At 51.4% G+C, this 15,415-nt stretch carries 15 protein-coding genes; 13 read left to right on the top strand and 2 right to left on the bottom strand.

The genetic code is table 11. The features are described from left to right. Positions 1-26: 26 nt before the first annotated feature. The 8 genes from ACLM7Z_RS14320 to ACLM7Z_RS14285 all read left to right on the top strand — a co-directional run bounded on the left by ACLM7Z_RS14320 (position 27) and on the right by ACLM7Z_RS14285 (position 9,564). A complete protein-coding gene (locus tag ACLM7Z_RS14320; protein WP_087017403.1) occupies positions 27-1,478 on the top strand; it encodes a 4-hydroxyphenylacetate 3-hydroxylase family protein in 1,452 nt (483 codons plus the stop codon). Positions 1,479-1,498: 20 nt separating this feature from the next. Next, a complete protein-coding gene (locus tag ACLM7Z_RS14315; RefSeq protein WP_087017405.1) occupies positions 1,499-2,506 on the top strand; it encodes a Gfo/Idh/MocA family oxidoreductase in 1,008 nt (335 codons plus the stop codon). Between the two features lie 68 nt (positions 2,507-2,574). Next, complete coding sequence (locus ACLM7Z_RS14310) at positions 2,575-3,429, top strand: transketolase (RefSeq protein ID WP_087017407.1); 855 nt, start codon at positions 2,575-2,577, stop codon at positions 3,427-3,429. Between the two features lie 15 nt (positions 3,430-3,444). Next, positions 3,445-4,413, top strand: coding sequence for a transketolase family protein (locus ACLM7Z_RS14305; RefSeq protein ID WP_435645386.1), 969 nt, complete (start codon positions 3,445-3,447; stop codon positions 4,411-4,413). A gap of 86 nt (positions 4,414-4,499) precedes the next feature. After that, positions 4,500-5,990: a sugar ABC transporter ATP-binding protein gene (locus ACLM7Z_RS14300; protein ID WP_087017412.1), complete on the top strand. Its 1,491-nt coding sequence runs from the start codon at positions 4,500-4,502 to the stop codon at positions 5,988-5,990. A gap of 6 nt (positions 5,991-5,996) precedes the next feature. Further along, positions 5,997-6,968, top strand: coding sequence for an ABC transporter permease (locus ACLM7Z_RS14295; protein WP_087017414.1), 972 nt, complete (start codon positions 5,997-5,999; stop codon positions 6,966-6,968). Between the two features lie 101 nt (positions 6,969-7,069). After that, positions 7,070-8,041 (top strand): sugar ABC transporter substrate-binding protein, encoded by a 972-nt coding sequence (locus ACLM7Z_RS14290; protein ID WP_205703599.1) that lies wholly within the window; start codon positions 7,070-7,072, stop codon positions 8,039-8,041. A 116-nt stretch (positions 8,042-8,157) separates the two neighbouring features. Next, entirely contained in the window at positions 8,158-9,564 is a 1,407-nt protein-coding gene (locus ACLM7Z_RS14285) for an IS1182 family transposase (protein ID WP_435645385.1), read from the top strand. A 61-nt stretch (positions 9,565-9,625) separates the two neighbouring features. On the opposite strand, the gene ACLM7Z_RS14280 is transcribed toward ACLM7Z_RS14285, so the two are convergent. Beyond that, positions 9,626-10,489: a helix-turn-helix domain-containing protein gene (locus ACLM7Z_RS14280; protein WP_273350615.1), complete on the bottom strand. Its 864-nt coding sequence runs from the start codon at positions 10,487-10,489 to the stop codon at positions 9,626-9,628. 421 nt (positions 10,490-10,910) lie between these two features. On the opposite strand from ACLM7Z_RS14280, the gene ACLM7Z_RS14275 reads away from it, so the two are divergent. Both ACLM7Z_RS14275 and ACLM7Z_RS14270 read left to right on the top strand, forming a co-directional pair. Beyond that, positions 10,911-11,417, top strand: a complete 507-nt coding sequence (locus ACLM7Z_RS14275) for an iron-containing alcohol dehydrogenase (protein WP_087017419.1) — start codon at positions 10,911-10,913, stop codon at positions 11,415-11,417. Next, positions 11,341-12,720 carry an aldehyde dehydrogenase gene (locus tag ACLM7Z_RS14270; RefSeq protein ID WP_435645384.1) on the top strand — a complete coding sequence of 460 codons (1,380 nt, stop codon included), beginning with the start codon at positions 11,341-11,343 and terminating at the stop codon, positions 12,718-12,720. The genes ACLM7Z_RS14275 and ACLM7Z_RS14270 overlap by 77 nt, the downstream gene beginning before the upstream one ends. A 103-nt stretch (positions 12,721-12,823) precedes the next feature. Here the strand turns inward: ACLM7Z_RS14270 and ACLM7Z_RS14265 are convergent, their stop codons facing one another. Then, entirely contained in the window at positions 12,824-13,666 is an 843-nt protein-coding gene (locus ACLM7Z_RS14265; RefSeq protein ID WP_087017423.1) for a helix-turn-helix transcriptional regulator, read from the bottom strand. 157 nt (positions 13,667-13,823) lie between these two features. On the opposite strand from ACLM7Z_RS14265, the gene ACLM7Z_RS14260 reads away from it, so the two are divergent. From ACLM7Z_RS14260 to ACLM7Z_RS14250, 3 genes are read left to right on the top strand one after another with little or no spacing between them, the layout of a single operon-like run. After that, positions 13,824-14,675, top strand: coding sequence for an LD-carboxypeptidase (locus ACLM7Z_RS14260; protein WP_087017787.1), 852 nt, complete (start codon positions 13,824-13,826; stop codon positions 14,673-14,675). A gap of 31 nt (positions 14,676-14,706) precedes the next feature. Beyond that, positions 14,707-15,174 carry an LURP-one-related/scramblase family protein gene (locus tag ACLM7Z_RS14255; protein WP_435645383.1) on the top strand — a complete coding sequence of 156 codons (468 nt, stop codon included), beginning with the start codon at positions 14,707-14,709 and terminating at the stop codon, positions 15,172-15,174. A gap of 30 nt (positions 15,175-15,204) precedes the next feature. Then, positions 15,205-15,384: a hypothetical protein gene (locus tag ACLM7Z_RS14250; protein ID WP_087017427.1), complete on the top strand. Its 180-nt coding sequence runs from the start codon at positions 15,205-15,207 to the stop codon at positions 15,382-15,384. The last annotated feature ends 31 nt before the right edge of the window (positions 15,385-15,415 follow it).

The following is a 15,415-nucleotide window of genomic DNA, read 5'->3' as shown; positions in this document are numbered from 1 at the left end:
AGAAAATAGAAAGAGAAAGAAGGCAGATTGTCATGATGACAAAAGAACAGTACATTGAATCCCTGCGCAAGCTGAATCTGAATCTGTATCGTTTCGGCCAGAAGGTTGAAAATGTTGTGGACGACCCGATTGTCCGCCCGTCGCTCAACTCGTTTGCAGCAACCTATGAGCTGGCAGAGGATCCGCAGTATGAAGATCTGATGACTGCGACCTCCAACCTGACCGGCAAGAAGGTCAACCGCTTTACGCACCTGCATCAGTCCACGGATGACCTGATCCGCAAGGTAAAGATGCAGCGCCTGCTCGGTCAGAAGACCGCAGCTTGCTTCCAGCGCTGTGTCGGCATGGACGCAGCCAATGCTGTCTATTCCACGACGTATGAGACCGATGAGGCATGCGGAACCAATTATTTTGAAAACTTTAAGAAATTCTGGACAATGGTTCAGGAGGAAGACCTCGCTGTTGACGGCGCAATGACCGACGTCAAGGGCGACCGCGGCCTGTCTCCGTCCAAGCAGGCAGATCCGGATCTGTTCCTGCATGTTGTCGAGCGCACTGCGGACGGCGTTTATGTCACCGGCGCAAAGGCACATCAGACCGGTTACCTGAACAGCCATTATGTACTCGTTATGCCGACCATCTCCATGCGTGAGGGCGATGAGGACTATGCAATTTCCTTCGCATGCCCGACCGATGCAGAGGGCATCACCCTGATTCTCGGCCGTCAGTCCTGTGACACCCGCAAGACCGAGGAATACAACGATATCGATGTCGGCAACAAGGTATACGGCGGCCATGAAGTTCTGGTTATCTTCGACCGCGTCTTTATCCCGAATGACATGATCTTCCTGAACGGCGAGACCCAGTTCGCAGGCATGATGGTAGAGCGTTTCGCTGGTTATCACAGACAGTCCTACGGCGGCTGCAAGGTCGGCGTCGGCGACGTTCTGATCGGTGCTACCGCTCTGGCTGTTGAGATGGCAGGCTGTGCAAAGGCATCTCATGTCAAGGACAAGATCATCGAGATGACTCACCTGAATGAGACCCTGTATGCCTGCGGCATTGCATGTTCCTCTCAGGGCACGCAGACCAAGTCCGGCAACTATCTGATCGATCTGCTGCTGGCAAACGTCTGCAAGCAGAACGTCACCCGCTTCCCGTATGACATTGCGCGCCTGGCACAGGATCTGGCAGGCGGCCTGATGGTAACGCAGCCGTCCGAGGCAGATTACCGCAATCCGGCAACGCATGACTACATCGAGAAGTACCTCAAGGGTGTTGCTTCTGTTCCGACGGAGGATCGTATGCGCGTCCTGCGCCTGATCGAGAACATGACCATGGGTACCGCAGCTGTCGGCTATCTGCCGGAGTCCATGCACGGTGCAGGCTCTCCGCAGGCACAGCGCATCATGATTGCACGTCAGGGCAACCTCGAGATGAAGAAGCAGCTGGCTAAGGCAATTGCCCGCATCAACTGATCCGCAGAAAGGAACATCGTATGAAAAAGGTTCGCGTTGGTCTGGTCGGTCTGGGCCCGCTCGGCAGGGTACATGCAGAGAATTTAATGTTCCGCATTCCCAATGCTGAGCTGGCGGCAGTCTGCACCCGGACACAGGCAAAGCTGGATGAGGTGCGCCGCGAATGGGAGACCCCGGAGGTCTATACCGATTACGCGGAAATGCTGGAGAAGGCAAAGCTGGATGCCGTTGCGGTCATTTCGCCGACAAATGTACATCTGGAACATGTGCGCCTGGCGGTGGAGGCAGGTCTGCATGTGTTCATTGAGAAGCCGACCGGTATGGATGCCGCAGAATGCGCTGAAATTGAGCGTCTGGCGGCTGCCGGAGGCAAGATATTTGCCGTGGGATTTATGCGCCGGTTCGATGCATCTTATGCCGATGCAAAGCGCCGCATCGAGGCGGGGGAGATTGGCACACCAGTTTTCTTCCGTGGATACAGCCTTGACCCGGTCTGGCAGGGTGAGGCACAGGTCGCGCGCGCGGAAGCAAACGGCAAGTGGTTTCTCGACATGGGCGTACATGATTATGATCTTGCGCGATGGCTGCTCGGCGCAGAGCCGAAGAAAGCATATGCCTGCGGAGGTGCCTATGTGTTCGGAGATTTTGCAAAAAATCACGATGTCGACAACGGCTTTTCGCTTGTCCAGTTTGACAACAATGCCGCAGCCTTTTTCTACTGCGGACGTACAGCGCCGCACGGTTCCCATGTGGAAAGCGAGATCATCGGCACGAAGGGAACGCTGCGCATCTGTGAATCCCCGCGCCGTGCCCGCGTAACACAGTTTACCCGTGGCGGTGAGGTACATGAATGTATCGACCATTACCTTGACCGCTGGGGTGAAGCGTATTATCAGGAGATGCAGCAGTTTGTCAATGAAGTACAGGCCGGAGAGCAGTCCGTCAGCGCAACCGCAGGCGACTGCACCGGTGCTGTCAGGCTGGCAGAAATGATTCTCGAAGCATACGAAAAGCAATTGGACGAATAAAGAATGGAAGCCCGTCCTGTGCATATCGCATTTGGACGGCTTCTGTTCTGTCAAAACAGGAGGTAAGCATGGATAAAAAGCAGAAGATGCAGCAGCTGCGCGTTTTTGCTGCGGAAATCCGTCTGGAAACGCTGAAGGTTATCGCTTCGCGCGGCTTCGGACATGTCGGCGGCTCGATGTCGATGGCAGATGCCATGGCAGTTCTGTACGGTGAGGTCATGAACATCGACCCGAAAAACCCGCGCTGGGAGGATCGTGACTGGTTCGTTCTGTCCAAGGGTCATGGCGGCCCGGTTATGTACGCGACCCTCGGCCTCAAGGGTTATTATCCGATGGAGAGCGCATATACGCTCAACCAGCCGGGTACAGACTTCCCGTCCCATACGGATCGCATGAAGACAGTCGGCGTCGATCTGACAACCGGCTCTCTGGGTCAGGGCATGAGTGAGGCAGTCGGCGCAGCGCTCGGCAACAAGGCGCAGGGCAGAAATAACCATGTCTTTGTTGCAGTTGGCGACGGCGAATGCGACGAGGGCCAGATCTGGGAGGCAGCACAGTTTGCAGCACATTATAAGCTGGACAATCTGGTTTGTCTGGTAGATGACAACAAGCGTCAGCTGGACGGTGCGGTTGCCGACGTCATGGGTCATGGCAAGGGCATCGGCGCGAAGTTTGACGCATTTGGCTGGAATGTCATCAATATTGAGGACGGCAACGATGTCGAGCAGATTTATGATGCCATCCAGGCAGCTTACCAGGTCAAGGGTCAGCCGACCTGCCTGATTCTGAACACCACCAAGGGCAAGGGCGCAACCTTTGCGGAGCCGTCCGGCGCACACTCCTCCCAGCCGACGCAGGAGCAGTGGGACGAAGCCATTGCGGCATCCGAGGCAGAGCTCGCAGCCATCCGTGCGCAGAAGTAAAGGAGGGGAATACCAATGAGCTACACTTTGATTGGAAAGCATGAAAAGGACAGCCGTGCAAACCGCGACGGTTATGTATCCGCAATGCTCGAACTGATGGAGCAGGACAAGAGCATTGTTCATATCGACTGTGACCTGATGGGCTGCATCAATACGGGTAAGCTGCTGAAGGCATTCCCGGAGCAGACCTTCAACGCAGGTATTGCTGAGCAGAACGCCATGGGCGTTGCCGCAGGTATGGCGGCAACCGGACTGAAGGCATTTATCCATTCGTTCGGTTGCTTTGCATCCCGCCGCGCCTTTGACCAGGCATTCCTGTCCGCAGGATATTCCCAGCTGCCGGTACATGTCATCGGTTCTGACCCTGGCGTGACCGCAGCGTTCAACGGCGCAACTCATATGCCGTTTGAGGACTGTGCACTGTACATGACTGTGCCGAATGCAGTTGTCATTGATTCCTGCGACTATGCGCAGACCAATGCGCTGACCAAACAGCTGGCAAAGCAGCCGGGACTGACCTATATGCGCCTGATCCGCAAGGGCTTTACCACGGTCTATGCGGATGGCTCCGAATTTGAGATCGGCAAGGGTGTCACGCTGCGTGATGGTACGGATGTCACCATCATCGCTTCCGGCATTCTGGTCGATGAAGCATTCAAGGCTGAGGAGCAGCTGGCAGCAAAGGGTATTTCTGCACGCGTGATCGACATGCACACATGGAAGCCGCTCGATGAGGAGTTGATTCTCAAGGCAGCTTCTGAGACTGGTGCGATTGTCACCGCAGAAAACCACCAGGTTTCGTGCGGCCTCGGCTCGGCAGTTGCAAACCTGCTGACGGAAAAATGCCTCGTTCCGCAGGAGCGCATCGGCATCCAGAACCAGTTCGGACAGGTCGGCCCGCAGGACTTCCTGATGGAGCAGTACCACCTGCTGGCAGCGGATATCGTTGCAGCTGCTGAAAAGGCAATTGCACGCAAGGGCTAATTGCACAGGCATTTATTTTGAAAAGAACAGGGCACCCGGCGAAATATTGGTTTCCGCCGGGTGCTTTCAGATAGGAGGGATGACTCATGTCGGAATATGTTCTTGAGATGAAGCACATTGCAAAGAGCTTTCCGGGTGTTCGCGTTCTGGACGATGTTACACTTCGAATCAAGCCCGGAGAGGTTCATGCGCTGATGGGAGAAAACGGTGCGGGCAAATCCACGCTTATGAAAATTCTGATGGGAATTTATACGATGGATGAAGGCGAAATGCTTTTGGATGGCAAGCCGTATCATGCCCGCGGGCCGAAGGACGCGATGGAAAAGGGCGTTGCAATGATTCATCAGGAGCTGAACCCGATTCTGGACATGCAGGTATATGAAAATATATTTGTAGGAAGGGAGAAAAAGCGAGGTCTTTGCGTTGACAAAAATCAGATGATCCGGGAAACACAGGCTCTGATGGATGAGCTCGATATAGACATTTCCCCAACTGCATATATGCGTGATTTGAGTGTTGCACAGTGCCAGCTGATTGAAATTGTCAAAGCCATTTCACTTTCTTCCAAGGTGATTGTCATGGATGAGCCGACTTCTGCGATTACGGATAAGGAAGTGGAAACGCTTTTTGAACAGATTCGCAGACAGAAGAAGGCGGGCGTCGCAATTATCTATATCTCGCATAAAATGGACGAAATTTTTCAGATTTGTGACACCATTACCGTGCTTCGAGACGGAAAATTTATCGGAACGGATGCAGCGGCCAATATGACAGAAAATCAGCTGATTCACATGATGGTAGGCCGTGACATCACAGAGGTCTTTCCGAAGACAGAAGCAGACATGGGACAGGTTATTCTGGAGGTTAAAAATTTGTCCTACGGAAACCGGGTCAAAAATGTCAGCTTTCAGCTTCGGCGCGGTGAGGTTCTCGGAATCTCCGGTCTGGTCGGTGCGGGGCGTTCCGAACTGGTTGAAACAATCTTTGGTATGCGGAAAAAATCCGGCGGTGAAATTTTTGTGGATGGAAAGCCGGTGCAGATCAATCATCCGCGGCATGCAATTCGCAATAAAATCGCGTTGATTACAGAGGATCGGAAGTTTACCGGGCTGAATCTGATTGGAACTGTTGCAGAGAACATCACGATTGTCAATCTTGGCAGACTGTTCCGCAACGGCCTGATTAACCGGAAAAAAGAAAGAGAAATTGCAGACATATATATTGATAAACTGTCCATTCGGACGCCGAATGCACAGCAGCAGATTGCCAATCTGTCCGGCGGAAATCAGCAGAAAGTTGTAATTGCCAAATGGTTACTTTCTGAACCGGATGTTATCATTTTGGACGAGCCGACGCGCGGAATTGATGTCGGTGCAAAACGTGATATTTATTTGTTGATTGGTGAATTGGTGCAGCAGGGAAAGGCTGTTATTGTGATTTCTTCTGAAATTCCTGAGGTCATGGGTCTGGCTGACCGCATATTGGTTATGGCCGAGGGGCGTGTGACCGGTGAGCTGGAACGCTCGGAGTTTTCACAGGAACGCATTATGACCTATGCTGCACAGTTTGGAGAGTGAACTGCGATGGAAAAAACGATGAAATCGAAAGGGATTTTAAAGAATTTTGGCCTAATTATTATTTTTGTTGTGCTCGTTGCGTTGCTGACCGCTGTTTCCGGTGGTGCATTTATTAAACCCGGAAATTTAATCAGCGTTCTCAAACAGACGGCGGTCAACGGGATTCTGGCGATGGGTATGACATTTGTCATTATTTCCGGGGGAATTGATCTCTCGGTTGGCTCAATTGTGGGACTCACAGGTGTCATCGCCTGCATGCTGGCACATCCGGCAGCGTCCGGAGAGGGAGGACAATTCCCACTGATTGTTCCGATTGTTGCAGCACTGCTGATCGGAGCATTGATTGGAACACTGAATGGTGTTGGAATTGCATATGGCGATATTCCGGCCTTTATTGTTACATTGGGATCGATGACAATTGTACGCGGACTGGCTCTGATTATTTCAGGTGGCTCTCCGGTATTTGGTGTTACCTCCGGCTTCGAGGCAATCGCATCCATAAAAATCTTCGGCATTCCGATTCTGGCAATTTATCTTGTCGTTGTCGTTGCAATCTGTGCCTTTGTATTGCAAAAGACAGTATATGGACGGCGTGTGTATGCAATTGGAGGCAATCCGGTGGCAGCCAGCGTTTCCGGCATCAATGTCAAGAAAAATCAGGTGATGGTTTACACAATTGCCGGGCTTCTGGCAGGCTTTTGCGGCCTGCTGACAGCGTCACGAACCATTACCGGTGCGCCGACAGCCGGACAGAGCTATGAGATGGATGCCATTGCAGCGGTTGTCATCGGCGGTGTATCCATGTCGGGAGGTTCCGGCAAATGGCACGGCGTTGTGATTGGTTCGCTCATGATTGCTGTCATTGCCAATGGTCTTGATATTATGAGAGTTGATTCCAACTGGCAGCCGGTTATTAAGGGTGCGATTATTATTTTGGCTGTATTGCTGGATATCCGGAGCAAACGGCGCAGTCGCTGAATGCAGGGTAATATCGGAGGATTGGGAAAATGAAAAAATTCCCGATGCTTCAGATATACCTTGAATATAAAACAGTTTGAAAGGCTGAAAGGAGAAAAACAATGAAAATGAAAAGAAAGCTGATTGCCATGCTGATGGCAGGAGTGACAGCCGTTACGCTGACAGCTTGCGGCGGAAGCGGAGAAACCAGCACAGAAGGAAGTGCAGCGAATGCGGAGGGCGACAAAAATTATAAGATTGCTGTATTGATGAGCCATCAGACCAATGCGTTTACCACTGCGGTATCTTCCGGCGCAAAGGATAAGGGAACGGAACTGGGAGTGACCGTGGATATTCTCGACGGCAAGCAGGATCCGAACACGCAGGCCTCCCAGATTGAAACCTGTATTGCACAGGGCTATGACGCAGTACTTGTAGAGCCGATTTCCGCAGATGCCATTGTTCCGGCTGTCAAGGCGGCAAATGAGGCAGAGATGCCGGTTATGACCATCGTACAGCAGATGAAAAACCAGGAAGATATGGCGGTTTCGTACTGCGGCGGAGATGAAAGCAAGGCAGGCAAAATGCAGATGGAAAAAGCCATGGAAGCAATTGGCGGAAAGGGCAACATCGTTGTTCTGTATGGCCCTATGGGTTCCGACGCACAGCTGTCCCGCAAGGCAGGCTATGACGAAGTGCTGAAAAATTATCCGGATGTCAAGATTGCGTTTGAAGATACCGCAAACTGGACGACCGAAGAAGCACTGTCCAAGATGGAGACATGGATTCAGACGGGCACGCAGATCGATGCAGTTGTAGCACAGAACGACTCCATGGCACTGGGTGCACTGAAAGCCTGTGAAGATGCCGGGAAGGACATTCCCTGCTTTGGACTGGATGCAGTTGATGACGCGTTGGCGGCAATCAAGGCCGGACGGCTGGCAGGTACGGTTTCTCAGGACGCATATGGACAGGGTGCAATTGGTGTTGAGAATATGGTCAAGTACTTGAATGGCGAAGAAATTGAACCGTTCAATTACACCGAATGCATCTGGATCGATCAAAGCAATGTGGATGAATATATAGATAAATAATTCTGTCATATGAAAAAGGACCGCAGGATTTCCTGCGGCCCTTTTCAGCCTGTCGAAAAAGTCGCCGAAAGGCGGCTTTTTCTGTTATAATAAAGATAAGAAAGACAGGTGATAAAATGATAGTAAAAGGGAAGGAAAACAGAGAGGCAGTAGAGATTGTAAGTCTGGATATGTTAGTGCCCGAGGATCATCTACTGAGGAAAATAGATGCAGCAGTAGATTTCAAACAAATTTATGAATTTGTAGATGATTTGTACTGCAAGGACAACGGCAGGCCAAGTATCGATCCGGTAGTATTGTTTAAGATTGTAATGATACAGCACATATATGGGATACCATCGCTCCGGCGGACGCTGGAAGAAGTGAATATGAATGTTGCATACAGGTGGTTTATCGGTTATCCATTGAATGAACAGGTGCCGCATTTTTCAACAGTAAGCTATAATTTTAAGCATCGTTTTACAACAGCAACTGTAGAATATATATTTCGGTGGATATTGAACACAGCAGCAAAGGAAGGATTTCTGGATACGAGTGCAATTTTTATCGATGGGACACATATCAAAGCAAGTGCAAACATGAAGAAAAAAGCACGAAAAGCTGTTCCAGTTGAAGCAAAACGATATGCAAAGGAGCTGCGGGAAGAAATTAACAGAGATCGCGAAGAACACGACAAAAAGCCATTCGATGATGATGACGATTCAACACCGCCAAAGGAGAAAGAAATAACAGTTTCGACAACGGATCCGGATGCCGGCGTATTCCATAAAGGTGAACACAAGAAGTGTTTTGCCTACGAAGCGCATACAGCCTGTGACAAGCATAATTTTATTCTCGACGTAGAAGTAACAGCAGGAAATGTACATGACAGTGTAGCATTTGACCCGTTATATGACCAGCTTTGCGAACATTACCCAGAACATAAAACGATAGTAGCAGACAGCGCCTACAAAACTCCTTCGATTTGTAAACGTATTTTTGAGAGTGGAAGAGTATTATCTACAGCATATAAACGTCCAATGACAAAGAAAGGCGGTCATGAATGGTGGAAATATGTTTATGATGAGTATTATGATTGTGTAATCTGTCCGGAGTATAAAACACTTCATTATGCAACAACGAACAAAGATGGATATCGTGAATATAAGAGCAGGTCATACGTCTGCGAACATTGTCCGACCAGAGAGCTGTGTACATCGAGTGCAAAGTTTGAAAAGACTGTCACCAGACACGTATGGGCTGATTATGTAGAGTTGGCAGAAGACGCACGTCATATGACTGAATATCGTGACTTATATAAACTCCGACAACAAAAGATTGAACGTGTATTTGCAGATGCCAAAGAAAAGCATGGTATGCGCTATACACAATATCGAGGCTTGGCTCAAGTTACCAACTGGGTGAAGCTTAAATTTGCTGCCATGAATCTGAAAAAGCTGGCTATGTGGAAGTGGAAGATCCATTTCCCTATTCCAGTTTTCCGGCTTTTTCCCTATATGTGCCAAAATCTGGCTCTCGCTTAATGCGCAGCCGGGTTCTTCGACAGGCTCAAAGGACCGCAGGATTTCCTGCGGCCCTTTTGTTTTATTCCTTCATTTCACGCATCGACTGCCGGTATTTTCCGGGTGGGATACCGACATACTTGTTGAACATGGTATTTAAGTGGCAGATACTGCTGAAGCCGAGGTGGTCGGCGATATCGCCGATGGGAATAGAGGTATCCATCAGCAAGCCCTGAGCCTCACCGATGCGCCGCTTCATGACATACTGCATGGGCGGCACGCCGAACTCGTCCTTGAACACATGCGCGAGATAGTATTCGCTGATGTGCAGGGCGCTGGCGATGGAAGGCAGTGTGAGCGGTTCGCGGTAATGCACATCCAGATATCGACGGATACGGTCTGCTGTGGCAGAGGCTGTTGTGCGCGCGCGGATTGACAGATTGCGGCTGCGACTGAGCAGCATTTCATAGGTCAACAGCAGCAGCGACTGCGACAGACAGTTGCAGGTCTCTCCGAGATTTTTCTCGTCAGAGGAGAGCAGGTGAATCAGCCGGAAAATCGAGCCGATGTGTTCCGACAGCATGCCGCACGAGATGACGGGAGTAGTTTCCTCGTCGCACAGACAGTTGTCGGGCAGACCGAGCAGGGCGACATTGGAAATGCCGATGCTGTACGAGCGCACATGCCGCGTATCAGCCGGATTTTCACCGTGCAGGATACCGGCATTGCAGATGATGATATCGCCTTCCTGAATATCATAAAACTGACTGTCCACCATATAGCGTCCCTTGCCGCTGTATACATAGAACAGCTCCAAAAAATTGTCATGAATATGGGGCAGTCTGGAATGCTTATTGCTGTGCTCTTCGTTGATAAAGTGGCTGGTACAGTATTGCGGGATACGGCTGTCACGCAGATGCGAGGACAGCGGATTGATTGAATTCATACATCCTCTCTCCTTCCTCTGTTCATTATTGTAATACGATCCAGTCGCAATGTCTTACAATATCCTGCGAAATATTTTTAAAAATTGGTGTGTTTTTAGGTGTAAAATATGAATAAATAATGGTTTTATATATAATAAATCAATTATATATGAAAAAACAAAAGAAAACAAGAAATTGTAATTCGTTTTGAGACTTTCTGTTTTTTGCGGTTTGAAAAAACGGCAGTGGCGATTGCTCAGAGTTTTTTGAGAGACAAACTTTTATGGCATAAGATGTTGATGAATCAACATCGTCGTGTTACCATCAAGAGCAGCAGTTTTTCACCTTCGATGATCGGGAGGAATCCATGAACCAGAGATTTGAAGCCTTTGTCACTTCCGTGCCTGCGCAGACGGAAATGATATAGCAGCGCACCGCAATATGCTTCGAGCCGCCTATCTGGCGGGAGCGGCATTTTCCAAATCATATGTCGGCTATGTGCACGCAGTTGCGCATTCGCTCGGCGGACGGTATAATGTTCCACATGGGCTTGCCAATGCGGTACTGCTCCCGTATGTGCTCGAAGCATATGGCTCAAAGATCCATGGCAAGCTGCATCGGCTTGCGGTTGCCGCAGGAGTGGCGTCTGCATCCGATACCCCGCAGGCAGGCGCACGGGCATTTCTGTGTGCTGTCCGCGATATGCAGCGCAGGCTGGATATCCCGAAAACGATACCGGAAATCCGTGCGGAGGATATCCCGGCGCTCGCCCGTACAGCGGAGCGCGAGGCAAATCCACTGTATCCTGTCCCTGTGCTGATGGATGCAGCGAAGCTGGAAGCATTTTATTATTCTGTTATGGAGGATGCATATGAAGCCGGAAGAAATTCAGCAAATTGTATCGGCACAGCGGGCGTACTTTGCGAGCGGAAAAACACTGCCGGTTGACCGTCGCATTGCGGCGCTGAATCAGCTGAAGGATGCCATTGTGCGGCATGAGGACGAAATTGAACAGGCCTTGCATGCGGATCTGGGCAAGAGCCGGATGGAGAGCTATATGTGTGAGATCGGCATGGTGTACAGCGAACTGACATATATGACGAGACATGTCAGACAGTACGCGCGCGAGCAGCGTGTGCGCACACCGCTGGCGCAATCTGTCTCGCGCAGCTATGTCAAGCCGTCGCCGTATGGCATCACGCTGATTATGAGCCCGTGGAATTACCCGTTTATGCTGACCCTGGACCCGCTGGTTGATGCACTTGCGGCGGGCAATACGGCAGTCGTCAAGCCGAGTGCCTATTCCCCCCATACCAGCGAAGTGCTGCGGGACATCCTCACGGAATGCTTTTCGCCCGAATATGTCGCCGTGGTCACCGGCGGGCGGGAGGAGAATGCCTGCCTGCTCAATGAACACTTTGATTTTATCTTTTTTACAGGCAGCCAGGCGGTCGGCCGGGAGGTTATGCGCCGCGCAGCAGAGCATCTGACACCGGTTGCCCTCGAATTGGGCGGAAAAAGCCCATGTGTGGTGGATAAAACGGCAAAAATCAACCTCGCCGCGCGCCGCATTGTGTTCGGCAAATTCCTCAACTGTGGGCAGACCTGTGTTGCGCCGGATTATATCTACTGCGACGCTGCAATCCGGGACGAGCTGATATCTGCCATTCGCCGTGAAATCAAACGGCAGTTTGGTGCGGATGCACTTTCCAATGACAATTACGGAAAGATTATCAACCGGACGCATTTTGACCGCATCAGCGGACTGATTTCACAGGAAAAGGTCGTCTGCGGCGGCAGGACAGATGCCGGATCCCTGCGCGTCGAGCCGACGGTCCTGTGTCCCGCCGACTGGGATGATCCCGCCATGCAGGAGGAAATTTTCGGTCCGGTGCTGCCGGTACTGACCTATGACCGGTTGGAGGACGCACTCGATGAGATCAATGCGCATCCGCACCCACTTGCATTCTATCTGTTTACAGAGGACAAAAAGACGGCACGTCATGTCACAGAAACCTGTGCGTTTGGCGGCGGCTGCATCAATGACACAATCATTCATCTTGCGACGACGAACATGGGCTTTGGCGGCGTCGGTGCAAGCGGCATGGGCGCGTATCACGGCAAGGCGGGCTTTGATGCATTTTCCCACCATAAAAGCATCGTGGATAAAAAAACATGGCTTGACCTGCCGATGCGCTACCAGCCGTACACACGGCTGTACGAAAAGTTGGTTCGCGTATTTATGCGATGAAAAAAACAGATATCCGTTCAGCACAGACTGAGTGGATACCTGTTTTGCATGCAGCTGCATATATGCGTGGCTGCCGTTCGATGCGTGCATCTCATGACGGTTCCTATCTCCACATCATCCGGAACTGGAGCGGCGTGATGCCGGTCATCCGTTTGAATACCATAATGAAATGCGAGGCATTGCTGAAACCACAGATATCCGCGATGTCTTCGATGCTGCGCGAGGTGGTAGTGAGCATTTGCCGTGCACTGCGGATCCGCACCGCCTGGATATACTGGTGCGGCGTGATGCCGCGGATATTTTTAAACTGACGGATAAAATAACATGAGCTGAGTGCAGACATGTGTGCAAGGCTTTCATTTGACAGGTCAGCGTCACCGTAATGTGTTTCAATATAGGCGGCAGAGCGGTCGATGACCTGTTCGATGTCGCTTCTGTGCAGCTGTCCGGGCAACTGCACCAGCAATGCGAGCAGTGTGTGGATGTGAACAGATGTCATGTGGACATTCATATCCTGCTGCTGTGCGGCAGCCAGGATATCAGACATACAGGCCTGGATTTTTCCCTCCGGATCGACAGGGAGGACAACGCCGCGGGTTTGCAGGATAAGATTCGTATATGCTTCGCTGCCCGCACCGACGAAGTGGAACCAGCGCATATGCAGCTCATCCGAACCGGCGGTATATCGGTGTGGTCTGCGGCAGTCGAGCAGGACGAGTGAGCCTGCGGGAGCGACATAGCTTTCTCCGTTGTATTCGACGTACAGCTGTCCCTCCTCCACCAGAATGAGCTGGCACACGTCCAGATGGTCGCGTGCGACCTCATACTCGCGGTTGCAGCGGTAATCCCCTGCATGCGGGGTAAAATACAGGCAGCTTTCCGTGAATGAGTCCGCCTCATGGTAATAACGGCTGGAGCCGGGCAGAACGCCGATGTCTGCCAGCATATGCACTTCCTCCTTCCGGGATGTACTGCTTTTCGAGGGGTATAATATAAAATTATACCATAGCAGGGCGAAAAAGGAAAGCCGGGGCAAAACAGAGGGGACAATGGAATTCTATACATCGCTGTGTTATAATGGAAAGGAAAAGGAGGCGGTGCAAATGGAACGTCAGAGCTGTTGCGGACAGCATGCGCCGCTTGCGGGAATCCAAACTGCCGGCCTGGTCTGCTGCTCAAACGGGCTGCCGGCATCTGCGGCGGCGGAGTTGGAGCGCCTGCAACGCGTGCTTGCGGATTGCGGGATTGAAACCGTGTGTAGCCCGTATTTGTATGCAAAGGACGGCGTGCGCAGCGGCAGCGCGGTGCAGCGGGCGGAACGTCTGATGGCCTTTTACAACGATCCGGAAATCGATGCGATTTTTGATGTGTCCGGTGGCGATATTGCGAATGAGATTTTGCCGTATCTGGATTTTGCTGCGATAGCCAAGGCAAAAAATCGTCGCGGTGAGCCCAAACAACTGTGGGGATACAGTGACCTGACGGTTTTGCTCAATGCGGTTTATGCGGAGACCGGAAATCCGGGCGTGCTGTATCAGATGCGGTACTTCACACCGGAACGGGCGGATACGCTGTTTTCGTTCCGGTATTCGTTTGTACAGGGAAATGAAATGTCCGGTATTGTAGCGGGCGGCAACATCCGCTGTCTGCTCAAGCTCGCCGGAACGAAATTTTTTCCTGACCTGCGCGGCAAGCTCCTGTTGCTCGAGGCGCGCAGCGGCTTGCAGCCGCAGATGATTGCCTTTCTCAGCCAGATGCAGCAGATGGGCATTTTTGAACAGATCAGCGGCATTCTGCTCGGTACATTTACGCAGTTGGAGCGCGAGGGACAGCGGATAGAACCGCTGGTACAGCAGTTTGCCGGACAGCTTCCGATTGCAAAGACCGAAGACATTGGGCATGCGGCGGATGCATCGGCAATTGTCATCGGAACATACATGCATTTGTCGGATTAACCGGCAGAACACAGGAAAAGGAGGCGGCTGCATGCGTCTGCTCATCAAACAGCGTGTCTTTTCATGGACGGATTCCTATGATGTCTATGATGAGTACGGCAATCGGAAATACTTTGTCAAAGCGGAATTTCTAACGCTGGGACATCAGATTCATGTGTATGACATGCAAGACCGCGAGGTCGGCTGCATCCGGCAGAAGCTTCTGACGCTGCTGCCGGAATTCCGCATTGAAATGGATGGTGTGGAATGCGGCAGCATTCAGAAAAAGTTCACATTCCTGCGCCCGAAATATGAGGTTGACTGTAACGGCTGGCGTGTAGAGGGTGATTTCCTCGGCTGGGATTATGATGTGTATGCCGGGTGCAGCGCAGCCATCCACATCTCGAAGGAACCATTGCACTGGGGAGACACCTATGTACTCAATTTTGCCGACCCTGCGGATGAGAAAATGGGATTGTTGCTGGTTATTGCCATCGATGCAGCGAACTGTTCCGAATGAAGATACAGAAAAAAAGAGGAGGAAGCAACCATGGGATATGCAGACCCGGTCAATTACACGGTCGTCACGATTGACGGCGATTATGCAATGCTGCAAAATGAAAGCGAGCCGGAAGCGCCGCTCGCACAGGTCGCGTTGGCTCTTTTGCCGGAGGGGATTTCTGACGGCAGCCGCGTGCAGCGCATTTTGCTGGAATACACACTGCTGTAAAACAAGGGCGTATTTGAACAGTCGAAAACTT

The organism is Butyricicoccus porcorum (genome assembly GCF_051246315.1).
GTDB lineage: Bacteria > Bacillota > Clostridia > Oscillospirales > Butyricicoccaceae > Butyricicoccus_A > Butyricicoccus_A porcorum.
The sequence above is the reverse complement of the archived record's forward strand: the minus strand, read 5'-3'. Positions and strand labels throughout refer to the sequence as shown.